Origin of the sequence: Mesorhizobium sp. WSM4976, from assembly GCF_029625685.1 — a bacterium.
Lineage (GTDB): Bacteria > Pseudomonadota > Alphaproteobacteria > Rhizobiales > Rhizobiaceae > Mesorhizobium.
On record NZ_JARTVT010000003.1, the window covers coordinates 266,045 to 290,434 of the forward strand.

21 protein-coding genes and 1 pseudogene are annotated in these 24,390 nt (G+C 63.0%); 8 read left to right on the forward strand and 14 right to left on the reverse strand.

Annotated elements, in window-relative coordinates:
- Positions 1-110 precede the first annotated feature (110 nt).
- Positions 111-1,487, forward strand: a complete 1,377-nt coding sequence (locus tag P9272_RS05390; RefSeq protein ID WP_278159608.1) for an aspartate aminotransferase family protein — start codon at positions 111-113, stop codon at positions 1,485-1,487.
- Between the two features lie 232 nt (positions 1,488-1,719).
- The gene (gene msuE, locus P9272_RS05395; RefSeq protein WP_278159609.1) at positions 1,720-2,283 is read left to right on the forward strand and encodes an FMN reductase; all 564 of its coding nucleotides are present in this window, start codon (positions 1,720-1,722) and stop codon (positions 2,281-2,283) included.
- Between the two features lie 173 nt (positions 2,284-2,456).
- Here msuE and P9272_RS05400 read toward each other — a convergent pair whose 3' ends face one another.
- The 12 genes from P9272_RS05400 to P9272_RS05455 form a co-directional block, all read right to left on the reverse strand.
- The gene (locus P9272_RS05400) at positions 2,457-3,440 is read right to left on the reverse strand and encodes an ROK family protein (protein ID WP_278159610.1); all 984 of its coding nucleotides are present in this window, start codon (positions 3,438-3,440) and stop codon (positions 2,457-2,459) included.
- On the reverse strand, positions 3,440-4,162 hold the full coding sequence (locus P9272_RS05405) for a ribulose-phosphate 3-epimerase (RefSeq protein ID WP_278159611.1): 723 nt from the start codon (positions 4,160-4,162) through the stop codon (positions 3,440-3,442). Before P9272_RS05405 ends, P9272_RS05400 begins: the two co-directional genes overlap by 1 nt.
- Positions 4,159-4,986, reverse strand: coding sequence for an alpha/beta hydrolase (locus P9272_RS05410; protein WP_278159612.1), 828 nt, complete (start codon positions 4,984-4,986; stop codon positions 4,159-4,161). Before P9272_RS05410 ends, P9272_RS05405 begins: the two co-directional genes overlap by 4 nt.
- Positions 4,986-5,804, reverse strand: a complete 819-nt coding sequence (locus P9272_RS05415) for a sugar phosphate isomerase/epimerase (RefSeq protein WP_278159613.1) — start codon at positions 5,802-5,804, stop codon at positions 4,986-4,988. Before P9272_RS05415 ends, P9272_RS05410 begins: the two co-directional genes overlap by 1 nt.
- The gene (locus P9272_RS05420; RefSeq protein WP_278159614.1) at positions 5,804-6,880 is read right to left on the reverse strand and encodes a Gfo/Idh/MocA family oxidoreductase; all 1,077 of its coding nucleotides are present in this window, start codon (positions 6,878-6,880) and stop codon (positions 5,804-5,806) included. Before P9272_RS05420 ends, P9272_RS05415 begins: the two co-directional genes overlap by 1 nt.
- A 2-nt stretch (positions 6,881-6,882) precedes the next feature.
- The gene (locus P9272_RS05425; protein WP_278159615.1) at positions 6,883-7,704 is read right to left on the reverse strand and encodes a sugar phosphate isomerase/epimerase; all 822 of its coding nucleotides are present in this window, start codon (positions 7,702-7,704) and stop codon (positions 6,883-6,885) included.
- 32 nt (positions 7,705-7,736) lie between these two features.
- Positions 7,737-8,579: a carbohydrate ABC transporter permease gene (locus P9272_RS05430; RefSeq protein WP_278159616.1), complete on the reverse strand. Its 843-nt coding sequence runs from the start codon at positions 8,577-8,579 to the stop codon at positions 7,737-7,739.
- A 5-nt stretch (positions 8,580-8,584) separates the two neighbouring features.
- Entirely contained in the window at positions 8,585-9,481 is an 897-nt protein-coding gene (locus P9272_RS05435) for a sugar ABC transporter permease (RefSeq protein WP_278159617.1), read from the reverse strand.
- Positions 9,482-9,607: 126 nt separating this feature from the next.
- Positions 9,608-10,855, reverse strand: coding sequence for a sugar ABC transporter substrate-binding protein (locus tag P9272_RS05440; RefSeq protein WP_278159618.1), 1,248 nt, complete (start codon positions 10,853-10,855; stop codon positions 9,608-9,610).
- A 111-nt stretch (positions 10,856-10,966) separates the two neighbouring features.
- On the reverse strand, positions 10,967-12,112 hold the full coding sequence (locus tag P9272_RS05445; protein WP_278159619.1) for an ABC transporter ATP-binding protein: 1,146 nt from the start codon (positions 12,110-12,112) through the stop codon (positions 10,967-10,969).
- Positions 12,113-12,200: 88 nt separating this feature from the next.
- Positions 12,201-13,151: a PfkB family carbohydrate kinase gene (locus P9272_RS05450; protein WP_278159620.1), complete on the reverse strand. Its 951-nt coding sequence runs from the start codon at positions 13,149-13,151 to the stop codon at positions 12,201-12,203.
- Between the two features lie 3 nt (positions 13,152-13,154).
- Positions 13,155-13,955 carry a class I fructose-bisphosphate aldolase gene (locus P9272_RS05455; RefSeq protein WP_278159621.1) on the reverse strand — a complete coding sequence of 267 codons (801 nt, stop codon included), beginning with the start codon at positions 13,953-13,955 and terminating at the stop codon, positions 13,155-13,157.
- 183 nt (positions 13,956-14,138) lie between these two features.
- Here P9272_RS05455 and P9272_RS05460 point away from each other — a divergent pair, with 183 nt between their 5' ends.
- Together P9272_RS05460 and P9272_RS05465 are read left to right on the forward strand one after the other, a co-directional pair.
- Positions 14,139-15,287, forward strand: coding sequence for a Gfo/Idh/MocA family oxidoreductase (locus tag P9272_RS05460; protein ID WP_128256162.1), 1,149 nt, complete (start codon positions 14,139-14,141; stop codon positions 15,285-15,287).
- Between the two features lie 6 nt (positions 15,288-15,293).
- On the forward strand, positions 15,294-16,250 hold the full coding sequence (locus P9272_RS05465; protein WP_278159622.1) for an alpha/beta hydrolase: 957 nt from the start codon (positions 15,294-15,296) through the stop codon (positions 16,248-16,250).
- Here the strand turns inward: P9272_RS05465 and P9272_RS05470 are convergent.
- Positions 16,247-17,269, reverse strand: coding sequence for a LacI family DNA-binding transcriptional regulator (locus P9272_RS05470; RefSeq protein ID WP_128256160.1), 1,023 nt, complete (start codon positions 17,267-17,269; stop codon positions 16,247-16,249). The two genes, P9272_RS05465 and P9272_RS05470, sit on opposite strands and share 4 nt — an antisense overlap.
- A gap of 229 nt (positions 17,270-17,498) precedes the next feature.
- Here P9272_RS05470 and P9272_RS05475 point away from each other — a divergent pair, with 229 nt between their 5' ends.
- The 4 genes and pseudogenes from P9272_RS05475 to P9272_RS05490 all read left to right on the forward strand — a co-directional run bounded on the left by P9272_RS05475 (position 17,499) and on the right by P9272_RS05490 (position 20,934).
- Positions 17,499-18,446: a sugar kinase gene (locus P9272_RS05475; RefSeq protein WP_278159623.1), complete on the forward strand. Its 948-nt coding sequence runs from the start codon at positions 17,499-17,501 to the stop codon at positions 18,444-18,446.
- Complete coding sequence (locus tag P9272_RS05480; RefSeq protein WP_278159624.1) at positions 18,443-19,729, forward strand: D-tagatose-bisphosphate aldolase, class II, non-catalytic subunit; 1,287 nt, start codon at positions 18,443-18,445, stop codon at positions 19,727-19,729. The genes P9272_RS05475 and P9272_RS05480 overlap by 4 nt, the downstream gene beginning before the upstream one ends.
- 144 nt (positions 19,730-19,873) lie before the next feature.
- Positions 19,874-20,220 (forward strand): annotated as a pseudogene (locus P9272_RS05485) (DUF4158 domain-containing protein); the annotation flags it as partial.
- Positions 20,221-20,319: 99 nt separating this feature from the next.
- Positions 20,320-20,934: a hypothetical protein gene (locus tag P9272_RS05490; protein WP_278159625.1), complete on the forward strand. Its 615-nt coding sequence runs from the start codon at positions 20,320-20,322 to the stop codon at positions 20,932-20,934.
- Positions 20,935-20,956: 22 nt separating this feature from the next.
- Here the strand turns inward: P9272_RS05490 and P9272_RS05495 are convergent, their stop codons facing one another.
- On the reverse strand, positions 20,957-24,370 hold the full coding sequence (locus P9272_RS05495; protein ID WP_278159626.1) for a glycosyltransferase: 3,414 nt from the start codon (positions 24,368-24,370) through the stop codon (positions 20,957-20,959).
- Positions 24,371-24,390: the final 20 nt, after the last annotated feature.

Below are 24,390 nucleotides of genomic sequence, written 5' to 3' on the forward strand. Positions count from 1 at the left end.
TCAGCCTTCGCGATGAGGCATCAGTGCGACAATGCAATGCGGAACTTTCGGATTTCTCAACGAGGAAGCTCGTTCTGTTTCCGCTTTGGACCTCAGACAGGACCCCTATGATGGACGCCCGACCGAATTCCCCTGAAGCTCGCGATATCCGCTACCACATGCATGGCTACACGAACGCCCGCAAGCACCAGGAAACTGGTCCGCTGGTCATCGAAAAGGGCGACGGCGTCTATGTCGAGGACATTGCGGGCAATCGCTACATCGAGGCGATGGCCGGTTTGTGGAGCGTTGCCGTCGGCTTCTCGGAAAAGCGGCTGGTCGAAGCGGCGACCCGGCAGATGTCGAAGCTGCCTTTCTATCACGACTTCGGCTCCAAGGCGCATTCGCCGCTGATCGACCTGGCCGAGAAGCTGGTGCAGATGGCGCCGATCCCGATGAGCAAGGCTTATTTCACCAATTCCGGCTCCGAGGCCAACGACACCGCGATCAAGATGATCTGGTATCGCTCGAATGCGCTTGGGCAGCCGGCGCGCAAGAAGATCATCAGCCGCACGCGCGGCTATCATGGCGTCACGATCGCGTCGGCGAGCCTGACCGGACTGCCCAACAACCATCTCTCCTTCGACCTGCCGATCGCCAACATCCTGCACACGTCGACGCCGCATCACTGGCGCGACGCGGAGCCCGGCGAGAGCGAGGAACGGTTCTCCGCCCGGCTCGCAGACGAGCTGGAAAAGCTCATCCTCGCCGAGGGGCCTGAAACGATCGCCGCCTTCATCGGCGAGCCGATCATGGGCGCCGGCGGCGTCGTCGTTCCGCCAGCCGGCTACTGGGAAAAGATCCAGGCAGTGCTGTCGAAATACGACATCCTGCTGGTGGCCGACGAGGTGATTTGCGGTTTTGGCAGGACTGGCGAGATGTTTGGCTCGCAGACCTTCGGCATCAAGCCCGACATCATGGTGCTGTCGAAGCAGATATCATCCTCCTACCTGCCGATCTCGGCGCTGCTGATCAACGACAAGGTGTTCGAGCCGATCGCCGACGAGAGCGACCGCATCGGCACCTTTGGCCACGGCTTCACCGGCGGGGGTCATCCGGTCGCCGCGGCCGTCGCGATGGAGAACATCAAGCTGATCGAGGAGCGCGACCTCGTCGGCAACGCGCGCAAGGTTGGCGCGCATCTGCAGGCAAGGCTGCGCAAGCTCGCCTCACATCCGCTGGTGGGCGAGGTGCGCGGCGTCGGCCTCATCGCCGCTGTCGAGCTTGTGGCCGATAAGGCAACCAAGGCGCCCTGGGGCAAGCCGGCGGCGCTTGGCGCGCTGGTCAACGGCTTCCTGCAGCAGAATGGCGTGATCTCGCGCAACATGGGCGATGCCATCGCCTTCTGTCCGCCGCTGATCATGACCGAAGCCCAGGTCGACGCGCTGGTGGATGCGTTCGCGCGGTCGCTCGCTGCCGCCCTGCCGCAGGTTCACCTACAGGGCTGAAGAGACAATCCAGGATGGCGCGCCCTATGCCTTCGCGCCCTTTTCCCCTGCTGATCGGCAAGTTGCTTATACGCGTCTCGCCGTGCGTACCCATAATCTGTTCGAGCCATGGAAAAATTATTCGGCAGCGAGCCCTCCAAGGGTCGACGGTTCCTTCTAAGGTGAGTCATTAGTCTATAAAAATTATAGACATTGGACTCTGGTCGTCGACATACCGAGAAAGTGCCACAGCATGCCCAATCCAACCGTTGTCGGTTTCTCCGGAAATTTCACCCGGCCGTCGAAGACGCGCGGCTTCGTCGAGCATGTGGTCAGGGATATCGCCGTCCGCAACAATCTGTCGGCAAGCACCTATGATATCGAGGACGTCGGGGCATCGCTCGGCAGCGCCAAATGGGCGCGCGATCTCGATCAGCAGGGCCGCGATGTTCTCGACAAGGTCGTCAACGCCGATGTGCTGGTGGTCGGGTCACCGACCTACAAGGGCAGCTACACGGGCCTGTTCAAGCACTTCTTCGACCTGCTCGACCCCTCCGCGCTCAGGGGCAAGCCGGTGCTGCTGCTTGCCACCGGCGGCGGTGAACGGCACGCGCTGATCGTCGAGCACCAGCTGCGGCCGCTGTTCGGATTCTTCGAGGCTCTTGCCTTGCCGACGGGGGTCTATGCGACGGACAAGGATTTCGCCGATGGCGTTCTCGTGTCCGATGCGATCCGCAAACGAGCGGCGCAGGCGGTTGATGAGGCGGGCTATGCCCTGTTGCGCCGCGCTGGCGGTCAGCGGGTAGCGGCCGAATAGCCGAGGCCTCTGGGCGCGGGAAGAGTGCAGTGCATTTTCATGGTCTAAGATGCGGGCAAGGCTTCCTGCGGTGATCTCCGCTGACCCATAGGATTTGCGCACCCTGCTCAACTTGAGCTTCGGCCACGGCTTAGCTCCCCGGGCGCGCCGAGCTCTACCGCCGCGCTCTCGGTTTAGTCGTTCTGCACCATGGCCAGGGCCGTGCCCGGCTCACCGGCCCACAAGATCAGGCTTGCAGCGCCGACCAGCCCGGCGCGGTCGCCTAGCTCGGCCGGCACGATCGGCACGTCGCGATAGACTTGCATGGCTCGCTCGTTAACCGTCGCCCTGATGCCGGGCGCCAGCAGGTCGAAGCCGTTGGCGAGGCCGCCGCCCATGACGATCAGATCCGGCGAATAGAGATGCAGAAGATTTGTGAAGCCGACGCCGAGCCATCGCGCCTCGGCCTCGACCAATTCCCGGGCGCTGGCATCGCCGGCGCGGGCGGCTTCGACGACATGCCGGGCGGAGACATCGCCGTCATTGGAAAGACGCCTCAGCACCGAGCCGTCGCCTGGGCTGGTGAGCCGCGTCGCCCGGCGCCCGAGAGCGGTGCCCGAAGCGACAGCCTCGAAACAGCCGACATTGCCGCAGAAGCAGCGATCGCCTTCTCCGGTGATCGTCATGTGGCCGATCTCGGCCGCCAGGCCGCGCCGGCCGTGATAGATGTGGCCATCGGCTACCACGCCGCCGCCTATGCCAGTCGAAACGGTGACGAAGACCAGCGAGCCGGTTCCGCGTCCGGCGCCGAAGCGCCATTCGCCGAGCGCTGCCGCATTGGCGTCGTTCTCCAGCCGCACTGGCAGGCCGAACTGCCGGCTGAGGATGTCGATCAGCGGCACGTTGCGCCAGCCGGCGAGCGTCGGCGGTCCGATAACGATGCCCGCTTTGGGATCGAGGGGACCCGGCGCGCACATGCCGATGCCGACCACCTTGGCCCGCGGATGTTCCTTGAGCAATTTGCCCGCCAGCGCGATGATCTGGCTGATTACCGCTTCCGAACCCGCGCCGGCCAATGTTGGCTCCGAGACGCGCGCGACAACGTCGCCGCTGCGCTCGACCAGCGCGCTGCGCAGCTCTGTGCCGCCGAGATCGAAGGCGAGCGCAAGTGTGCTCATCAGGCGGCGGCCTTCAGCCCGTGCAGCCAGGCCATGCGCCGCGCGAGATCGGGATCGCCGAAGGCGAGCGAGCCCAGCACCACAGTGTCGGCGCCTGCTGCTCGCAGCAGCGGCACCGTCTCGTGGCGTATGCCGCCATCGGCGGCGAGAACGATGTCGGCCTCGCGGCCGGCTCGTCGCATCAGGGAGCGCGCCTCGATCAGTCTTGGACAAGCCTGCTCGGACAGGCTCTGTCCCTTGACGCCGATCGACGTGCCGAGCAGCGTCACAAAGGCGACGTCAGGCAGGAACGGCTCGATCGCATCGACGGGTGTTTCGAGCCTGAGCACCACGCCCGCCTCGGCGCCGAGCTCATGCGCCAGCTTCACCGCGCGGAGGCCGGCCGCGCCATTTTCGGCGTGGATGGTGACGAGGTCGGCGCCGGCCTCGATGAACTGGCGCGTCTGCGCTTCGACGATTTCCGCCTCGACCATCAAATGCACGTGGATCGGTTTGGCCGTCAGCCTGGCGATGCGCGCCACCAGATCCGGGAAGAACAAGAAGCCGGGCGTGAAGCGGGCGTCCGCCACATCGATGTGGTGCAGGTCGGCATGGGCTTCGATCCGTTTCAGGTCGCGCTCCATGTTGGCGAGGTCCGCCGACCACAGCGAGAATTCGCCGATCAGCCGGTTGCGGGGCAGGGCGGCTATTGCCGCGCGACCGGAGAGGGGTTTGGCGGTCATGACGGAATAAGGCTCCGGGCTTTCGAGTGGGAATGAAGAAAGAAGCTGATCTGCTCGTGCAGTTCGGCGAAATGTTTCGCGCTGTCGCGCGCCTTGGGCGTTACTTCCGCGAAGATCGCGTTGGGTATCGCGGCAGCCAGTGCGTAGGCGGTCGACAGCGGGTGGACGGCATCGATTTCGTTGCCGATGACCAGCGCCGGAATGTCGAGCGCGGCAGCGTCGCGTTCCGATACACCGGGTTCGTCGGCGGCGATGTCGGCGAGCACCTGAGCGAATGATTTTGCCTCGGGCCGGTCGAAATAGCTGAGCAGCGAAGCGAGGTTGTCGGGCGCCTCACGGTAGAGCCGCGCGGCGGTGCCGGATTGCGCGAAGACCGCCCTCGCTTTCTCCGGGCCGTGGACCAGGATGAGCCGGGCGACCTCGGCGATCGGCTGCATGTTCTGCGGCGCTGGCGAAAAGCTCCATGCCGGCCGCGCCAGGATGAGGCCAGTGACGCGCTCCGGATGACGGCAGGCGAGGCGAAGCGCGATTCCCGCGCCCATCGAGACGCCGCCGGCGACGAAGCGGTCGAGACCGGCCTGGTTGGCGGCGGCAAGCACGTCGTCAGTGAACATTTCAAACGAGAATGGCCGCCGTTCACCGAGGACTGAGCCGCCATGCCCGCGGCATTCCAACGTGATCCGGCGGAGGCCCAGGGGACAAGTCTGCGCGGCCTGCGCCTCGCCGCCGCCTAGCCCGTGCTGGAAGACGACCGCCGGGCCTTCGCCCGTGTCGGTCATGAGCAGCGTCGCGCCGTCGCGAAGAAGCGCCTTCTGCCCCGCCATCACACCAGCTCCTTCAGGAAACGCGCTACGCCAGGGGCTTCCTCGGCCGAGAGCCCGTGCGTCACCAGCGGCCCGTCGAAGCCCGTGGCCTCCAGGCGAGCGATGAAATCGGGGAAGTCGACCACGCCCTGTCCGGCCGTGGCAAAGCGGCCGTCGGCGAAGCGGTCCTTGGCATGTGCCAATGAGACATGGCCAGCCGCGCGCTCGACTGCTTCGGCAACGGTAAAGCGTGCCTGTTCGGCATTCGCTTGCTCGAACAGATTGGCAGGGTCAAGCACGATGCGCAGCCGCTTCGAGCCCATCTCGCCGATCAGCCGGACGGCGTCGTCCGCCGAGGTGACGATGTTGGCCTGCTCCGGCTCGATGCCGAGATCGACGCCATGACGCTCGGCAAGCTGAAGCGCTTTTGCCATTTCGCGAGCCATGTCGGTCCAGGCTGAGGGATGGGCATTGTCGGGGTGGCACGCCCACTGGTCCTCGGCGTTGCGCGTCCCGGTACAGAGCGTGACAAGCGGGATCGAAAGCCTGGCCGCCGTCTCGATGACAACCGCCAGCCGTCGCAGTCCATCCTCGCGCATCCGACTATCCGGATGCGCCATGTTGTAGGTGCCGGAGAGAGCGACGAGACCTATCCCGGTCGCCTTGGCAGCGGCACCGATGGCGTCGATCGCCGCGTCCGGAACCGCGTCCGGCATCGACGGCAGGCCGGCGCAGGCTAGGTTGAACTGGGTGACCGCAAAGCCCGCATCACGGACAGCGGCAAGCACGCCGGTCGGCTCGCTGCCCGGGAAAGTCTTGGCGAACACCCCGACCTGCATCAGACCGCTCCCGTCACGTTGGCGAGCTCGACGCGCTCGCCGCTCTCGACCGAACGGGCGATCGCTACCATGGCGCGGATGGAAGCGAGGCCGTCCTCGACCGTGGCGCCACGTTGCGGCGCGCCGTTGAGCACCGTGTCGGCGAGGCCTTCCAACTGGCGACGGAAGAAATGGCCGTCGGCGCCGAGCGGCTTGCGTGTTGTCGCGTCCTTCTCGTGGAAGATATCGACCTCGCTGGCGCGGAAATACCAGGGGTTGAAAGTCTTCGCGATCACCGAGCCGTTTTCGCCATAGAGCTGGAAGCCCTCGTGCCAGTCCATCCGCACGGCGACGGTGAGGTCGAGATGGCCGAGCGCGCCATTGGCGAATTCGGTCTCGACGAACCAGCAATAGGCGCCGAAGCGCTCGTTGAGGCGCGCGCGCACTGCAGTGATCTCGCCGCATAGGAAGCGCGCCGTGTCGACGAGATGCGAACCATGCGCCAACATGAAATACTGCCGCAGGTCCGCCTTTGGATTGCCGCCCGGCTTCTTCGCCAGCTTGCTTGTGATGGGCAGCGGCTGCACTGCGTCGGTGTTGGTGTAGCGATGGGTGGAATCGCAATACCAGGCCTTGAGCGCCAGGATCTCGCCCATCTCGTCCCGCACGAAATCGCGCGCCGCTTCCAGCGCCGGGTCGAAGCGTTTCATGTGCCCGACCTGCAGCACCTTGCCCGAGCGCTTGACCGCTTCGGCAAGCTTCTCACCTTCTTCGACTGACACGCCGATCGGCTTCTCGCAAAGCACATGCTTGCCCGATTCCAGTGCCTTGATCGACATCGGCACGTGATAGGCGTCCGACGTGGCGACGATCACCGCCTCGAGCTCCGGATCGGCGAGCATTTCGTCATAGTCGCCATACATCTTCCGCGGCTCGTAGGTGGCGCCCATCCGCGCCAGCAGATCGGGCGCCGCATCGCAGATCGCGTAGAGATCGGCGTTGCTTGCCTTCACGCAGGATTCCAGATGCGCGAACTGCGCGATCGGCCCGCAGCCGAGCACACCGACACGAAGGCGACGGTCTTTCTTGACGATCATCGTCAGGCTCCATAATCGCGCATGGTCTGGCGATTGATCTTGACCGCGCCGGCGGGATCTGCGGCGGCGGTCTCCGATTCCTCCTCCAGAACCAGCCAGCCGTTGAAATGGGGGGCGGCGCCGGCGATCTCGATCACCTTCGCCGTGTCGCAGACGCCCTTGCCGAGCATCGCCCAAGTGCCGTTCGCATCGACATCCTTCAGATGCACGTAGCGTATGCGGTCGCGATAGGTCGTGAGCGTGTCGGCCATATCCTTGTGGCCGCGCAAGATGTGCCCCGTGTCCGGCACCCAGCCGACCAGCGAGGCGTCGATCAGGGCGAAGATGCGGTCGTAATCGGCACGGTCGAACAGCAGCGTGTTGTGGTGCGAGCTCGGATGCACCGCGACCTGGACGCCGGCCTTGCGGCCGAGCTCGCCCGCCTTGTTGTAGACTTCCGCCGCGATGGCGAACTTGTCGTCGCGCAGTCCATCGGAGACGACTGTCGCAGAGCCCATCGACACCAGCGCGCCCGGAAAGGCGGCCGCGAAGTCGATCCAGCGCTTGGCGGTGTCGAGGTCCTCGCCGATCTTCTCTTTGAGCGTAAAGCCGCTCTTCGAACCGAAGGCGAAGGAGACGAGCGTGAGGCCGGACGCCTTCAGCGCTGCGGCGAATTCGGCCGGCTTGCCGGCATAGTGGCCGATCATGGTGTCGGTGATCTCGATGCCGGCATAGCCGCCATTGGAAATCGCCTTCAAGAGATCGTCCGGGCCTCCGGCAAAACGGTCGCCGAGCATTTCCCAGGTGAAGGTCTGGCAACCGACTTTGAGGTCTTTCACGTTCATGCTTTCAATCCTTGGTTCTCCGCGGGACGTGTTTATTTGACCGAGCCCGCGGTCATGCCGGCGAGGAAGAACCTCTGGGCAACGAGGTAGATGAGCAGGAGCGGCAGCGAGCCGAGCACGCTCATCGCCATCATCTGGTTCCATTCGAAGGCGTGCTGTCCCATCAACAGCTGGATGCCGATCGGGACGGTGCGCATCGACGTCGACTTCGTCAGCGTCAGCGCAAAGAGGAATTCGTTCCAGCACAACAGGAAAGTATAAACAGACGTCGCCACGATACCGGGCAGCGAGATCGGCACGATCACCCGCCAGAGCGCTGTCCAACTCGTACCACCGTCGACGGCGACAGCTTCGTCGAGATCGCGCGGCAAGGTGTTTAGATAGCCCGTCATCAAAAGGATCGCATAGGGCAGGGTGAAGACCAGATAGGTCACGATCAGCGCGACATAGGTGTCGAAGATGCGATACGAGACGACGAGCCCGAAGAAGGGGATCAGAAGCGTGATCGGCGGGATGGTCTGCGTGCTGATGATAAGTGTGTTCAGGCTGCCCTTGCCACGGAAATTGAAACGGCTGAACCCGTAGGCCGCCAGCAAGGCGATCAGCACTGTCAGCATGGTCACCGTGAAGGCCACGAAGTAGCTGTTGAAGAAGAAGCGCAGCTTGACCGGGTCGCCAAGGATCGCTGCATAGGCTTCGAGCGTGAAGGCTTTCGGCAGGATGGTCGGCGGCAGGGCGAAGATCTCAGTGTTCGATTTGAACGAGCTGCTCAGCATCCAGTAGATCGGGAAGGCCGCGAAAAGCAGCCCCGCGACAAGCGCGACATGCAGCGCGACGGTGATCAGCCTGTCCTTCGTCGTGTGCCTTTTCCTCATGGTGATTACCGGGCCTTCTGGTAGCGGATGTACAACAGCGTCAGGCCAAGCGAGATCAGCAGGATCACCACGGCGCTCGCCGACGCCTGGGACAGGTTGTAGCTCGAGAACGCCAGCTTGTAGGTGTAGGTGCTGAGCACCTCGGTCGAGTAGATCGGACCGCCGCCCGTCGTGATCCAGATCAACGGGAAGACCTGCATGGTCCAGATGAAGTCGAGCAGCGAGATGCTGATGATGATCGGCATCAGCTGCGGGATGGTGATGAAGATCAGCTTCTGGTAGGCCTTCGCCCCGTCGATATCGGCGGCTTCGTAGAAATCCTTGGGAATGCCCTGCAGGCCCGCGAGCAGGCTGACCATGAAGAGCGGGTAGCCCGCCCAGATGTTGGCGAAGGTGACGGCGTGCAGCGCGGTCTCGGGCGAGGAAAACCACTCGATCTTGGAACCGATGAGACCCAGCTGCATGAGAATGCTGTTGACGACACCGTTGGGCTCGAGCAGCAGGCGCCAGATCACCGCGATGATCACCGCGGTGAAAAGCCAGGGCAGAATGTAGAGCACACGCAGGATGTTGCGCAGCGTCGGATTGATGCGGTCGCTGTTCAGCATGAGCGCGAAGATCATGCCGATGGTCATGTGGAAAACGACGCTCATGCACGTGAAGTAGAGCGTGTGCCACAGCGAGGCCCAGAATACGGGATCGGCAAAGATCGCCTGGTAGTGTTTCAGTCCGGCAAAGGATGAGTCGCGACGCAGCACCGCGCTGTTCTGGAACGAATAGGAGATCACGGTCACCATCGGCAGCAGCATCAGCAGGCCGATGATCAGCAGCGATGGCGACAGATAGAGATAGGGTGCGACCGCTCGTTTCAGTCCGTGACGGGAGCGCTTCTGCCGGGTCATGTGCCAACCTTGGGATACGCCTTCGAGAGAAGGCGAGCTTCGAGAACACTCGCGTCGCCGGTACGTTGCTGCCGGGAGGCCTGTCCGAAGCCAGGCCTCCCGGTCGAGGATCGTAAAACAGGCCGATCAGAATTTCGCCGTCCATCCTTTTTGAGCATTGGCCGCGGCTTGTTCCGGAGACTGCTCGCCCGCCAGCATCTTCTGGGCTTCCACGTCGAACTGGGTCATCAGGTCTTCAGCCACCGGCAGACCCGTGAATTCGTTGGCGAGGTAACCGGTCTTGAAGATTTCGAAAGCCTTGCCGAAAGCCTTGTCCGAGGTCACGAAATCGGGCTTGGCGTTGACGTTGCCCGGGAAGGCGTTGGCCAGCGACACCAGCTTGGCGTTGACCTTCTCGCTCATCAGATATTGGACGAGTTTCCAGGCCTCTCCCTGGTGTTTCGAGCCGGCGGAGATGCCGATGCCCCAGGAGGCGTAGGGAAGACCGCGCTTACCGTTGTAGTTCTCCACAACCGGGACCGGGATGAGGTCGAAGTTCAGCTTGGGATTGCGCTTGCGGATGAGGTTCACATGCGCGAGCGAGTCGATCATCATTCCCACCCGGTCGTTGACGAATTCCTCGACCTTTTCCTGTTCGGTCTTGGTGGCGATGCCGGGCGAGATGGTGCCCGCGTCGTTGAGCGATTTGACGAAGGTGAGCATGTCCACCACCGGCTTGCCCTCGAGGGCGGGCTTGCCGTCAGCCATCATCGATTGGCCCGATGCCCAGACCCACGACATCATGTCGTTCTGGACGCCGGACGGCGTTTGCAGCGACAGCGGCAGCACCCAGCCATACTGGTTCTTGTCGGCATGAGTCATCTTCTTGGCGGCTTCGAGGAACTCCGCGCGGGTCGATGGCAGCTTGGTGACGCCCGCCTGGGCGGCGAGGTCCAGATTGACGAAGACCGGATAGACGAACGAAGCGACCGGGAACATCACGGCCTTGCCGTCCACCTTGATGATGTCCGCGACTTGCGCCTTGTCGAACTTGCTCGCATCCATCATCGGATTCATGTCGGCGAGCGCGTTCTGCGCGTTCAGATTGTTCACCCACGCGCCGTCGAGACCGACGACGTCGCTGAGCGTTCCGGTCGCCGCGCCGACCGAGATCTGATCCCGCGTTGCCGCGTAGGGACCGCTGACCAGCGTCACCTTGATGCCGGGATTGGCGGCCTCGAAATCATCCATGATCTTCCGCAGCGAGCCTGCGGGCAACTCGGGCTCCCACCATTGCGTGAATTCCAGGGTCGTGTCCGCCATGGCGCTGGTTGCGCCAAGCAGCCATGCGGCCGCCGCTATCTTCAGCATCGCGGGCTTTATCCGAAACGTCATTTTCTCCTCCTTCTTTGAGATCGGCCGCACAATGCGGAAGATCGTCTGGTTCATTCATCAGTCTTCATTCGCAGGCGCCTCGCTCCCGCCTGCTGGCCTTGCCGCAAATCTTCAGATCGCCAGATGCGTCTCGGGATCGAAGAAATGGAGCTTGGTATCATCCAGGGCCAACCGGATTTCCGAGCCGGAGCGGACTGCGCTTTCCGGTTCGAATTTCGCCACCGCATTCGACGCCAGGCCGAAATCCTCCACCGCGTCCGGGTCACCTGAGTCCACCCGGACCGCGTCGATGTTGAGATGGACGATGTGTTCCGACCCGAGCTCTTCGATCGAGGTCACCTTTGCCGGCAGAGTCTGATATCTGCGGCCGGATTCGAGGCTGCTGTCATAGAGATGCTCCGGCCGGATCCCGAACACGATTTTGCGCCCCGCATACGACCTCAAGCCCGGCCTGCGCGCGAAGGCTGCATCCTGGAGCCGGATGGCGAAGGTGCCGGCTTTCAGTTCGTCGCCCGTCAGTGTCCCTTCGAAAAGGTTCATCGAAGGCGAGCCGATGAAGCCGGCCACGAAGGCGTTCACCGGCGATTCATAGAGCCGCTTCGGTGTGTCGACCTGCTGCAGCACGCCCCCTTTCAACACAGCGACCCTGTCCCCCATCGTCATCGCTTCGGTCTGATCGTGGGTAACGTAGATGGTGGTGACGCCGAGCTGCTTTTGCAGGCTGGTGATCTCGGCGCGCATTTGCACACGCAGTTTTGCGTCCAGATTGGAGAGCGGCTCGTCCATGAGAAAGGCAGCCGGCTCGCGCACCATGGCGCGGCCCATCGCAACCCGTTGGCGCTGTCCACCGGAAAGGTTGGCGGGCTTGCTGTCCAGCAGCGACGTCAGCTGAAGGGTCTTGGCGATTTCGTCCACGCGCTTCTTGCGCTCGGCCTTCGGCTTGCCCGCCAGCCGCATCGAGAAGGCGATGTTCTCGAACACCGTCATATGCGGGTATAGCGCATAGCTTTGGAACACCATCGCGATATCACGGTCCTTGGGCGGCATGTCGACGACGTCTGTGCCACCGATGCGAAGGCTGCCGCTTGTGACGTCCTCCAATCCCGCGATCATTCGCAAGGCGGTGGATTTGCCGCAGCCGGATGGCCCAACCAGGATCAGGAACTCGCCGTCCTCGACCGACAGGTTCAATCGGTCGATCGCGCGGAAATTGTTCCCGTAGGTTTTGCAGATATTCTCAAGAATGACTTCCGCCATATTCCTCCCTCCACAAGTCAAAGCCGATGATCTTTTTGCTTTTCACCTTGCCTTTTGCTTGTGAGAATTTCCTCGGGTAGTTTTCATCCTATGTTCCGGTACCGAGGCGCGCATATTTCAGTTCGACCGCCGAAGGCGCGCTCGCCGATGCCAGCAATTCCGTGACCTGGCTGTCGGTCGGAAGCGCCTCGCGTCCGCCACGCCCGGTTATCGAAAGCGCCGCCGCCGCGGCAGCGAATGCCACCCGGCCCGCGGTGTCGGCTCCGCGCGTCAATGCATGGGCATAGGCGCCGTGAAAGCAGTCGCCGGCACCGGTCGAGTCGACGACCGCAACCCGGTGCGGAGGCAGGTGCCAGAGCGCCGTCTCCTCGCGCCCGCGATAATAGATGCCCCGGCCGCCGTCGGTCAGAACGACGGCGGAGCGCGACGGCGACCACAAGGCATCAAGCATCTCGGCCGGCGCTCGGTAGCCCGTGGCGGTCTGCGCAAAGCCGAGCGGAAGAATGAGATGGTCGCAGAGCGCCATCAGCCTGTCCGTGGCTGGGCCGGCCCTCCATTCGACATCGCCGAGGATTGCGAGCCCGAGATCGCGAGCCCTGTCCACGACATCCAGCGAGCGGATCGCGTAGCTGTCGACGATCAGGACAGTCGCGCGGCTGAGGATATCTTCCGGAAAGTCCGGCGCGGTGCCCAGCAACGCGTCGTCGTCATAGGCGATGAACCGGTCCCCGTCCGAGCCGACGGTGATGCGGGAGCGTACCGGGCGCGCGTCGGGATGGCGTGGCGCGAACGCGGTTTCAACGCCGCTGGCGACGAGGTCGAACAACACCGCATCGTCATCGGCGCTGCCCAGCCACCCGATGAATCCGGCACTTCCGCCGAGCCGCGCGGCGGCGGCAAGGGCCGTCGCGACATTGCCGCCGAAAGCGCGCGTGCTTTGCAGGACCTTCCCCTTGCCCGCCGACAACGGCTGATCGACATAGACGATGTCGTCGATCGCAATGGCGCCAAAGCCGAGGATCGAGGGGACGCTGGGCATGGTTCAGGCGCCCGCCTTCACAAGCGCTTCTTGCGCCGAAAGCCCGTCATGGATGACGCCCCGAAAGGCAAGCGCTGCCTTCTGAGGATCGCCGTGCCCCCAGAGATTGCGGCCCACCACGGCGCCGCGCGCGCCGGCACGAATGGCGTCCGCCGTCTGCTGAAGCGCGCCGAGGAGCGTATCGGTCTTCGGGCCACCCGCGATCACAACCGGCACGGGGCAGGTTCGGACGGTCTCCCGGAAGGACTCGAAATCGCCCGTGTAGCCGATCTTGATGACGTCGACGCCGGACTCGTAGCCGATACGCGCCGCATAGGCGATCTCGTCGGGGGTGAAGACGATTTTTGCCCCGTCGGTGAAGTCGCGCGGATAGATATGCGCAACCACCGGCATTCCGTAGCGGGCCGCCGCATTCACCGAATCGGTCAGCCAGCGTATGTACTTGCCCTCGGTCGCGCCGCGCACCGGAATGGCCACCGCCAACGCATCGGCGCCAGCGCGCACCGCGTCCTCGGGCGTTGCGATCAGTTCGCTGATGCGGTCGTCCGGCGTGAAGCAGCCGGCCTGGATCACCAGGGCAGCCTTGCCTGCATATTGCGGCCACAGATGGCGGGCGGTGCCGGGCTGGATGCTGACATAGTCGGGCTTGCCCGCCATGACGCGGGCCAGCGCGCCGGGCAGATCGGCGAGGCCGCCTTTGCGCACGTCGCCGTAGCCGACGAAGTGGTCGACTGCGCCGCCAAATAGATTCCCGGATGGGTGCGAGAAGAGGCGCGCAAGGCGCACTTTGGTCCCTAGGCTCATAATTCCCTAATCTCTTGATTTACAAGGCCGGCGGCCTGTGACGCTAGGCCAGCGTTCTCATATGCTCTATAAAAATTTTACGCGCGTCAAGATTTAAAATGGGCTATAGCGAGTCACGAGAATTGTCCGTCGCCGTCGCGATGGCTTGTCCCGGGTGTCGCCGAATGGGAGGTCGAAAGGGAAATGCAAGCAAATTCAGTAGCAAAGCTCGGTATCGGCGTCATCGGATGCGGTAACATCTCGATGACCTATCTGCGCAACGCGGCACTTTTTGCCGGTGTGGAGTTGCGCGCTTGCGCCGACATTTCCGCCGAGATGGCTGTCTTGCGCGGCAAGGAATATGGCATCCGCGCGCTCAGCGTCGACGCGTTGCTCGCCGACCCGGAGGTCGATCTCGTCCTCAACCTCACCATTCCCGCTGCGCATTTCGACATCTCGTTTTCAGCGCTCTCGGCGGGAAAGCATGTCTTCACCGAAAAGCCGCTCGCCACCTCGGCCAGGGATGGCCGCAAGCTGGTGGCGGAAGCGGCGAGGCGTGAGTTGCTGCTGGGCTCGGCTCCCGACACTTTCCTCGGCGCCGCCGGACGCCGCGCGCGCCGCCTGATGGATGAGGGCGCGATCGGCCGCGCCGTGACCGGCACCGCCTTCATGATGGGGCGCGGCATGGAGCACTGGCACCCGAACCCGCAATTCTACTACCAGCCAGGCGGCGGCCCGGTCTTCGACATGGGGCCGTATTATCTGACGATGCTCGTCAACCTGCTTGGGCCCGTCGCCAGTGTCATGGCGATGGCCACGCGCGGCCAGGAGGAGCGGCTGATCACCGCCGACGGCCCCTACAAGAACACCACTTTCAAGGTCGGCACGCCGACCAACATCCTGTCGCTCCTTGAGTTCCGCTCCGGGGCCACTGTCACTTTCGGCGCCTCGTGGGATGTCTTCAAGCACTCCAACCACCCCATCGAGCTGCACGGTACCGAAGGGTCGCTCAGGCTCCCCGATCCCGACACCTTCGGCGGCACGGTCTCGCTTTCAGCGCGTGGTGCCAACTGGACGGATTTCGCCAGCGAAAGCGAGCTCTACGGCGCGCGCAACTGGCCTTATGCGGCGCCAGATCGCGCCAATTACCGCATGCTCGGCGTCGCCGATCTGGCGCGTTCGTTGTCTGAGAAGAGAAAGCCGCGCGCGTCCGGCGAGCTGGCTCTGCATGTGCTTGAGATCATGGAGGCCATCCTCGCCTCGGGCGAGAGCCGCAACTCGGTCGCCGTCGTAGGCGCTGTCGACCAGCCGCCACTGCTTGGCGAGGACGAGGCGGCGAGCCTGCTGGCCTGAGTGCCCGTGTTGTCCCCTCTCGATCCGCAGGCGCGGAAGGTTCTCGAACTCGGCCGCCTGGGCAGTGAACCGCCGTTCGAGGCCGGCACTCCCGAGCAGGCGCGACGCGCCTACAAGAACGGTTTCCCCGGCCTGCAAGGCGAGCGCGAGCCCGTCGCTTCGGAGCGCGAACAAACCATCGTCGGGCCCGGTGGACCTCTCAGCCTGCGTGTTTATCGCGGGCAGGGCGCGCCGACGGCCAACGCGCCGGCGCTGCTCTATCTGCACGGTGGCGGCTGGGTGATCGGCAATCTCGATTCGCATGACGAGATCTGCCGCTGGTACGCCAATATCGCCGCCTGTGTTGTCGTCTCGCCGGACTACCGGCTGGCACCGGAGCACAAGTTTCCGGCTGCGGTCGGGGATTGCCGTGCCGTTCTCTCCTTCATGCAGGATATGGCCGGCGGGCTTGGCATCGATGCCAGCCGCATCGCCGTCGCCGGCGACAGCGCTGGCGGGAACCTGGGCGCAGTCCTGGCGCTGCTTGCCCGCGATGACAAATGCCCTCCGACCGCTCAGCTCCTGTTCTACCCCAACACCGACGCCGCCCAAACGGCGGACAGCTATCGCCGCTTCGGCGAAGGTTTTGGCCTGACCGCCAGGACCATGGCCTGGTTCCGCGAACACTATGTCCGCAGCGCCGCCGACAGGTCGGACTGGCGCGTCTCGCCGCTTAAAGCCAAGAGCCTTGCCGGCGCGGCGCCGGCCTTCGTCGCCATTGCCGGCCATGATATCCTCGCGGACGAGTGCGAGGCCTATGCAAGGCGGCTCAAGATGGATGGCGTCCCGGTCGTGGTCAAACATTGGCCAGGGCAGATCCATGGGTTCGTTTCAATGGGGCGCCATGGTCAGGCGTCGCGTCAGGCGGTCGAGGCTGCCGTTGCGGCCTGGCGCAATTTCGATCCGGCGTTTGGCAGGGTCTAGGCCGATTGACGCATTACCAGCGTTGCGTCCAGGCTGACCTTCGGCGTCACGGCCGCCGCATCCTCGTCGAGCATTGCAAGCAGCGTCTCGACACTGCGCCCGGCCATGGCGGCGAAATCCTGGGCCATGGTGGTGAGCGCCGGGCAGGTGTAGCGGCTGAGTGGATGATCATCATGGGCTGCGACACGCAGGTCGCAACCCGCCTTTCGGCCCACCTTTAGCCCCTGCGAGAAAGCCGCCGCCATAACGCCGAAGGCCAGGCGGTCGTTGGCGCACAGGATGGTCTTGCCCGGCAGGCCGCCATTGCCGAGCAGCTTCTCCGTCTGCTCGTAGCCGATACGCTCGAAGTCCCAAGTGTAGTCGTCGGTGTTGCCGAAGACGATCGGCTCGAACCCGAGCCGCTTCATCGATGCGACATAGCTGCTCAATCGTTCTGCCGAATTGTGGTTGACGTGCGGGATGTCGAAATAGACCGGGGCATCGCCGGAACGGCAAAGGTAATCGACGATCGTCGCGACGCTCTTTGCGTTGTTATTGCCCACAAATGGCGTGTCACCTTCCAGGAAAGTGTCGAAATACACAATCGGGATGGTCTGTGTGAGCTTTTCCAGGGTTCTCTGATCGGATCGTTTGCCCAGCGGCGCGATAAGCGCCCCGGATACCTTCAGCGACAAGATGGTTCGCGTGGCTTCGATCTCGAGTTCGGTCGAGCCATGCGAGGAAATGACAACCGGCCAGTAGCCTTCGTCGCGCAGCCTGAGCTCGATGCGGCTGACCATCTCTGAATAGAACGGGTCGGTCACCGTCGGCACGACAATGCCGATGCTGCGGGTGCGCTTGCGGTTGAGATTGCGCGCGAAGAGGTTTGGCTGGTAGTCGGACGAGCGCAACGCATCCTCGATACGCTTACGCGTTGCCGGCTTGACGCTGGTCGGATCGTCGAAGAATTTCGACAGTGTCGGTCTGGAGACGCCGCAGGATCGGGCGAAATCCTCCATCGTCTTGTGCGTTATCGACATTTCAAACCCTCGCGCCGCGGATTTCCCGCCTGGTCCACGCGCCGCCCGGCGCCTTCCATACGGTGCGCCGATACGCGACTGCAAGTTCAAAAATTTACAGGAAGCGCTTCAAGTTTCAATTTGCCCATGAAAATTATTGCGTGCGTAAATTTATTAGTTGACGTGAAGAAGGACGCACCTTATTCCGCTTCAAGATTACGCCACACGCGGCATATGCCGGGAGGACGTGATGAAGAAGCTGGTTTCCGCCGGCGAGATTCTCGTCGAGATCATGGCGGATCGGATCGGCCAGAGCTTTCTCGAACCCGGGCCGCTGGTGGGGCCATTCCCATCCGGCGCGCCCGCGATCTTCATTGGCCAAGCCGCCGCGCTTGGTCAGCCCGCAGGCCTGATCGGCGCCGTCGGCGAGGACGATTTTGGTCAGCTGAACATTGACCGGCTGCGCGCGCTAGGCGCCGACGTTTCGGCGATCACGTCCCTCAAGGGCCATGCCACCGGCACCGCCTTCGTCACTTATCTGGCCGACGCTTCCAGGCATTTCGTCTTCAACATCCGCGATAGCGCGGCGGGCTTGATGGCCATCGATGATGCCGCAAGACACTTGCTTGCCGACGCCGATCACTTTCATGTCATGGGCTCGTCGCTGTTCTCGGACAAGACGACCGACGTTGTGCTTGCCGCGACCGCGGCCGTGAAGGCCAGGGGCGGCACCGTATCCTTCGACCCCAACGTCCGGCGCGAGATCATGCAGGACTCCGGTATGCGCGAGGCGCTCGACTGCGTGTTGGCGCAGACCGACGTCTTTCTGCCCAGCGGCAACGAGTTGCTTCTGTTTTCTTCAGCGGGCGACGAGCAAGGGGCGATTGCCGAGCTGCTTGGTCGGGGCATAGCCTGCATCGTGCTGAAGAGAGGCGCTGACGGCGCCGTCTATCACGATCGCCAGAACTCGGTCGCAATGCCCGGATTCGCCGTCGAGGAAGTGGACCCGACTGGCGCCGGCGACTGCTTCGGAGCCGCCTTCGTATCCTTCTGGTTGCGCGGCGCCGCGCCTGCCGAGGCGCTGCGCATCGCCAACGCCTGCGGGGCGCTGGCCGTAACGCGGAAAGGACCCATGGAAGGCATTCATCGGCTCGCCGATGTCGAAGCTTTCATGGCTCGGGCCGGTAGACCCGCATGAGCTGCGCGACCAAGAGACTTGCGGCCATCGGCACGCGGCGGGCGGCGGGCGGCAAGGGAGGCATCGCCTCGATCTGCTCGGCCCATCCGCTGGTGATCGAGGCGGCGATCCGCCATGGCGCGCTGCACGGCACGGATGTCCTTATCGAGGCGACCTGCAACCAGGTCAATCACGAGGGCGGCTACACCGGCATGGCGCCGGCCGCCTTTCGCGGCCTCGTCGAAACGCTTGCCGGCAGGGCTGGTCTTCCCCTCGATCGTCTGATCCTCGGCGGCGACCATCTTGGACCCAACCCCTGGAAGCACAGCTCCGCTGCCGAGGCGATGCGGAAAGCGGCCGCGATGATCGACGCCTACGCAGCCGCCGGGTTCACCAAGCTGCATCTCGACACCAGCATGGCCTGCGCCGATGATCCGGTGCCGCTCCCTGATGAGACGATTGCCGCCCGCGCGGCCGACCTCGCCAAGGTCGCCGAGGCGGCAGTGGCGCGCACCGGCGGTGAGAAACCCGTCTACATCATCGGTACCGAAGTGCCGGTCCCTGGAGGTGCCCTGGAGGCGCTCGAGCACATGCAAGTGACCGAACCGGCCGATGCGCTCCGTTCCATCGAGCTCCACCGCCGAGCCTTTGCAAGCCTCGGGCTCGATGAGGTCTTTGACCGGGTCGTCGGCGTCGTCGTCCAGCCCGGGGTCGAATTCGGCAATGCCGACGTCATTGCCTATGCGCCGGAGAAGGCGATCGAGTTGGCCGCTGTGCTGGAACGCATGCCGCAATTCGTTTTCGAAGCGCACTCGACCGACTACCAGCCTGCAGAAGCGCTGGCCATGCTGGTGCGTGACGGTTTCGCCATCCTCAAAGTCGGCCCATGGCTGACCTTCGCGCTGCGCGAGGCGCTCTATGGCCTCAGTCTGCTCGCCGATCAGATGGTTCCCGACCTGTCCCGGGAAAACCTGCAGGCGGCGATGGAGCGGGTGATGCTCGCCTCGCCCGACAACTGGCGGAACTACTATTCCGGTACATCGGACGAGCAACGCCTGCAGCGACATTTCTCCTACAGTGACCGCATCCGTTACTACTGGCTGACGCCGGAAGCGCAGCGCGCAACCGCAGCGGTGCTGGCCGCGCTTGGCGACACGGAGATTCCCCGCCCGCTAATCAGCCAATTTGTTGGCCATCTCGATGTCGACGTCGGCGCGGGCCGCATCAGACCGACGGCGCATGGGCTTCTGATCGGCAGCGTGACACGCGTGCTCGACATCTATCGCAGCGCCACGAACCGGTAAGATGTCTTCGTTGGAGTAATCCACCTAGAATGCCAAGGTGCCTGATCCCTGTGGATAGCCATGGCAGCACGACAGCTGCTGTTCCCACTTCCACTCGGCTCGGCAACATTAAGCGGCAGTTAGTGCTGTGTGCGGAGTTGGACAATTGGCAGACGCAAGATTCTCAAAGCTCAGGATCGACAGGAGCTTTTCGATGTTCCGGCTGATGAGGACAGCCTGATCCGACTCTATTCATTGTCTGCGGAGGATCGCCTCGAGATTGATCTGCGCAGGCGCGAGCACAATGAGCTCGGCTTCGCGGTTCAGCTTTGCATAATGCGACATTCGAGCCGGTGCTGGCGACGGGCGAAATTCCGCCGTGTGCGATGTCGATATATGTCGCCGACCAGATCGGCGCCGATCCCAGTGCCTTTACGACCTATGCCCGCCGAGAAGAGACGCGTCGCGATCATATTGCGCGCCTGATGATCTTCCTCGACGTCGGAAGCGCAGAAGCGCAACAGCCCAGGATATGTCCACCAGCGACACAGTAAAGTCGCAATCGGCGGCTCGGATGTGCACCATTCATAATTCCTTTGAGGGCAATAAAAATGGCGAAAAATGCCAAATCTGCATGTTCAACCAGATCAGCGCCGATCCTCCTAACTGCAGCGCTAGCTCTAGCGGCGGGATTTTCCGTGAGTACCGCGCAGGCACAGGACGGGGCCTATCTTCAGAAATTGAAAGCCGCGGCCTCCTCGCGCGAAGGGACCGAACTTACCGCCTATGTCACTGGCTACAGCTATTGGGACAACACTCCGCCTGGCTCTGCCGCGATAGCGTTTCCGGTCATTCATAGCACCGCCGGTGGCAATGGCAGCTACTCGAATCCAATAACCCTCGCAGTTGGCCATTCGCTGCAGGGCGGTCGGCATACCTTGGACCTGCCCGCCGGCACGCACCTCTATCTTAAGCGCTTGAAGAAATATGCAATAGTCGAAGATGTCTGCGGAGATGGACCGACTCCCCAGAACGGACCCTGCCACACGGGGCGAAGCGGACATCCTTGGTTCGATCTTTATGTCGGCGGCCAGCGGAGCACACGTGGCACTTCAAACGCCTGCTCCAGCAGAATTACAGCCCTGCAACCGGTTATCATCAACCCGCGACGTGATCTTCCGACGGTGACAGGCGAGCTTACCGCAAGCGGCTGCCGGGTATTCTGACCCTTCGTGCTGCCGCAAGCAATCAACCGACGGAGGGGCTGAGGTCCAATTCCTTGTTCCCCGCCGTCGGTTCGCTCGCCTTGCGCCAGCGCATAAGCCTCCCCGACACCGCGGCGACCAAGGCCCGGTAGGTGGAAAGGCATAGTAGCTGCCGATAAAAAAACCGCTGCAACGGGAAAAGCAGGAGCAGACGCTTGTCTTCGGTCGGCTCGAACCTGAACGCAAGTGCCGCCATCACGAGGTCCGACAGCAGAAACGCGGTATAGGCTACCACCATGTGGAGGGATGATGATGTCCATTGGGCTTCGGGGTCAGACAAAAAAGTGAGAATGCGGTCGGCGAGGGTGGCAGCGAAGATCAGATCAACGAAGGGGGCGAACAGCGTCATGACCACACCGAGCAAGAACAGCTCAGAAATCGACATCAGCCCTACGCCTCGTCCCTCGACGATCGCACTCCGGTGTTTCCAACCGGTCTGCATCATGCCTAGCAGCCACCGCAAGCGCTGGCGCATGAACGGACGCAGACCGGCGGGTGCGTCAGTCTCGGCCATTGCCTCCTCTTCGAAGATCACCCGGTAACCTTTCCGGATGACTGAGACGGTGAGGTCCGCATCCTCGGCCAGGGTCTGGGACGAATAGAAGCCGGCATCCTCTACAGCTTTGCGGCGCCATGCGCCGATGGCGCCTGGAACAACTAGCATACCATTCACGACTTCGGCTGCTCGACGATCAATGTTCTGGCTGGTGACGTATTCGAGTGCCTGCAGCCGAGACAGCAGACGATCTCTGTTGCCGACCTTGACGTTGCCGGCAACAGCTCCGATTCGCGGGTCCTGGAAGTGACGGACCAGCAGGCGGATTGCATCCGGCGCGACCACGGTGTCCGCATCGATCGCCACCACAAATTCCGTGTCGGCGAGAGTGTAGGCGTGATTGAGCGCCGCGAACTTGCCGCGGTTGCATTGCCTGATGATCCTGACCCGTGGGTCGGACTCCTGGACGCGGCGCATCATCGGATATGTGCCGTCGGTAGAACCATCGTCTGCAACAATGACTCTGAGATCGGGGTAATCGGATTTCAGCACCGCCGAGAGCGCGCCTAAGATGGTCTCTTCCTCGCAATATGCGGGAATGAGTACGGTGACGGCCGGCGCGTATGCGGGATCGGAAGGAACATGGCGTCTGCGCAGATGAGCAAGACCAACGACAAGGAAGAACCTGCCAACCCCTGCGACGACCATCGCCCAAAAGATCCAATGAAGCGGGACAGAAACCAGCCTTATCAGTTTGAAGGAAAGTGCATCGAAGGTGACGCCAAGGCCCCGTTCGGTCGGCATGACCTGGTCGGGGGGCATGCCGATCAGTGCTCCAAGCGAGACGAAGCTGAAACCTTCCCGACGCAGTGCGTCGATGATGATGGGGACTGCCTTCGCGGTTTCGCTGCGATTGCCGCCAGCGTCGTGGAGAACGATGACGTTGCCGCTATCGGATTTGACACCGGCGGTAACGATGGCGGCAATTTCTTTTGCCGAAATGCCTTTCCAGTCCGGCGCCACGATGTTTGCCCCGACCACGATATAGCCGGACTGCTCCGGAAGGTGCATCGGCGCGGCTTCGTCGCCAAGCAGGGGTCCCTCACTGCGTCCATACGGCGAACGGAAGAGCACGGTCTGCTTTCCCGTAAGGCTGGCAATCAGCCGCTCGGTGGCATTGAGCTCGAGCTTCTCGCGCCAAGCGCTGGTGCGCTCGAGCGCCGGGTGAAAGAAAGTGTGCACACCGATTTCGTGACCTTCCTCGGCAGCGCGTTGGACCAGATCCGGATTATAAAGCACATTCTTGCCGATCACGAAGAACGCCGCCGGCACCTGACGGGCCTTGAGGGAGGCCAGAATCTCGGGGGTGTAAATGGGATCGGGACCGTCATCGAAAGTTAGTGCGACGGTTCGCGGCCTGCCGACGCCGTAGCGCAGTATCGTGTAGGGCTGCGGCATTCGCACATAGTCTTGACGGATGATGAGGCGGGAGGCCGGGTCGGTCGCCACGTCCCGGATGCCTTCTTCGGGCGCACGTATGAGTTTCTGGAAAGCTCCCTCTCCGTCATATCCGACATATTGGCCGATAGAGATTTCGCGCAGCAATGCTTCGGGACGTATCTTGCGTGCGTTCCCGTGTAGAATACGCCATACGCCGGGATCGACATCTGTGATCGGCCAGATCGCCACGGCTCCCACTCCTCTGCGGTCGAGGGTAGCCAACTGGTTGTAGGCGGAGACAGCATCCAGGAGCCATAGCTGATGCCGACTTCCCGCTTGATCCGAGAAGGAAGTCGTCGAATTCAGGGATGGAGGGTCAAGGTGGAACTTGGCGCCATTCAAGCCGGCAAGTCTTGCCGCCTCGGCATAGCTCAACCTTCGCGGCATGATCTCATCGCTTGCCCAATCATAGCCGAGGGTGCCGAGAGCGACGACGAGTTTTTCCGGCGGAACACCCTTCAACAGTGTCGAGATATTCTGGGTGAACCAATCCTGGGCCGCGAGCGGACCCGGGAGGCTTCCCACTCCTGGCTCCTGGAAACCCAGGACCACGATCTTGTCCACGGAGCTTTGCAGGACAGAGCTCATCCAAGCGTCCCCGTCCAGCGTCGAGACGAGACAGGTCTGCCGCCCGGTGCCCTTGAACAAGGCTTTCAGGTCGCGGAACAGTCGGGCAAGCATTTCATCGGTCCGGCTAGGCAGGCTTGAGACGTCGAGGCACAACCCATCATATTGCTTGTCCTCCGCCTCGCGCACGAGTGTCCGCGCGATCGATTCTACCCCCTCTTCATCGGGGAGGGCGGCGGCAATCTGCCCGGGTCCGAGGTCGCTGCTGACGTCCACCACTGGGAGCAGTGTCAGCGCGCCCCTGCGACCGGCGACTTGTTGGGCGACCTTTAGCTGGTGCGGGGCGTTGAAGCCGAGCGAGCGCAGCTCTCCATTCGAAAGCTGGATTTCGTACCACTCGGGCAGCAGGCCATCGAGGTCCCGAATATTCTCGGAGAGCGACACGTAATTCCATTCCGGCCAGTAGGGCAAATAGGCATAGACCCGGGCGCTCGAAGCAGGGCCGTTGCCTCTTCGCGACGGCGGTGGCGCGTCAGTCGAAGGACGGCGTTGTCCCCAGGCGATGCTGGGCGTTACTGCCTGCTCCTCATTCTGTTCCGGCAGCCGCCTTTCCGAAGCCTCCACCGCTGCGACGCTTGAGTCGTATGTGATATTGGGAGGCGGCAGCTTGCCCAGCAGGTAAATGCTGAGCGCGAAACTGATGCACCAAAGCAACATAGCCGCGATCAGCAATGCGCCGACCACGCCTACAACAATTCGCCTTTTCGCGCCTGGATCAAAAAAGATCGGCAGGCTGGTCCGGCCCCGCGGTCCCCGCCCGGTATTGGAATGCACTTCGTGTCTGCCCCTTGTCC

What these genes read in the sequence shown, in the direction of transcription:
- P9272_RS05390 (WP_278159608.1), top strand. Translation starts at nt 111, where the DNA reads ATGGACGCCCGACCGAATTCCCCTGAAGCTCGCGATATCCGCTACCAC.
- msuE (WP_278159609.1), top strand. Translation starts at nt 1,720, where the DNA reads ATGCCCAATCCAACCGTTGTCGGTTTCTCCGGAAATTTCACCCGGCCG.
- P9272_RS05400 (WP_278159610.1), bottom strand. Translation starts at nt 3,440, where the DNA reads ATGAGCACACTTGCGCTCGCCTTCGATCTCGGCGGCACAGAGCTGCGC.
- P9272_RS05405 (WP_278159611.1), bottom strand. Translation starts at nt 4,162, where the DNA reads ATGACCGCCAAACCCCTCTCCGGTCGCGCGGCAATAGCCGCCCTGCCC.
- P9272_RS05410 (WP_278159612.1), bottom strand. Translation starts at nt 4,986, where the DNA reads ATGGCGGGGCAGAAGGCGCTTCTTCGCGACGGCGCGACGCTGCTCATG.
- P9272_RS05415 (WP_278159613.1), bottom strand. Translation starts at nt 5,804, where the DNA reads ATGCAGGTCGGGGTGTTCGCCAAGACTTTCCCGGGCAGCGAGCCGACC.
- P9272_RS05420 (WP_278159614.1), bottom strand. Translation starts at nt 6,880, where the DNA reads ATGATCGTCAAGAAAGACCGTCGCCTTCGTGTCGGTGTGCTCGGCTGC.
- P9272_RS05425 (WP_278159615.1), bottom strand. Translation starts at nt 7,704, where the DNA reads ATGAACGTGAAAGACCTCAAAGTCGGTTGCCAGACCTTCACCTGGGAA.
- P9272_RS05430 (WP_278159616.1), bottom strand. Translation starts at nt 8,579, where the DNA reads ATGAGGAAAAGGCACACGACGAAGGACAGGCTGATCACCGTCGCGCTG.
- P9272_RS05435 (WP_278159617.1), bottom strand. Translation starts at nt 9,481, where the DNA reads ATGACCCGGCAGAAGCGCTCCCGTCACGGACTGAAACGAGCGGTCGCA.
- P9272_RS05440 (WP_278159618.1), bottom strand. Translation starts at nt 10,855, where the DNA reads ATGACGTTTCGGATAAAGCCCGCGATGCTGAAGATAGCGGCGGCCGCA.
- P9272_RS05445 (WP_278159619.1), bottom strand. Translation starts at nt 12,112, where the DNA reads ATGGCGGAAGTCATTCTTGAGAATATCTGCAAAACCTACGGGAACAAT.
- P9272_RS05450 (WP_278159620.1), bottom strand. Translation starts at nt 13,151, where the DNA reads ATGCCCAGCGTCCCCTCGATCCTCGGCTTTGGCGCCATTGCGATCGAC.
- P9272_RS05455 (WP_278159621.1), bottom strand. Translation starts at nt 13,955, where the DNA reads ATGAGCCTAGGGACCAAAGTGCGCCTTGCGCGCCTCTTCTCGCACCCA.
- P9272_RS05460 (WP_128256162.1), top strand. Translation starts at nt 14,139, where the DNA reads ATGCAAGCAAATTCAGTAGCAAAGCTCGGTATCGGCGTCATCGGATGC.
- P9272_RS05470 (WP_128256160.1), bottom strand. Translation starts at nt 17,269, where the DNA reads ATGTCGATAACGCACAAGACGATGGAGGATTTCGCCCGATCCTGCGGC.
- P9272_RS05475 (WP_278159623.1), top strand. Translation starts at nt 17,499, where the DNA reads ATGAAGAAGCTGGTTTCCGCCGGCGAGATTCTCGTCGAGATCATGGCG.
- P9272_RS05480 (WP_278159624.1), top strand. Translation starts at nt 18,443, where the DNA reads ATGAGCTGCGCGACCAAGAGACTTGCGGCCATCGGCACGCGGCGGGCG.
- P9272_RS05490 (WP_278159625.1), top strand. Translation starts at nt 20,320, where the DNA reads ATGGCGAAAAATGCCAAATCTGCATGTTCAACCAGATCAGCGCCGATC.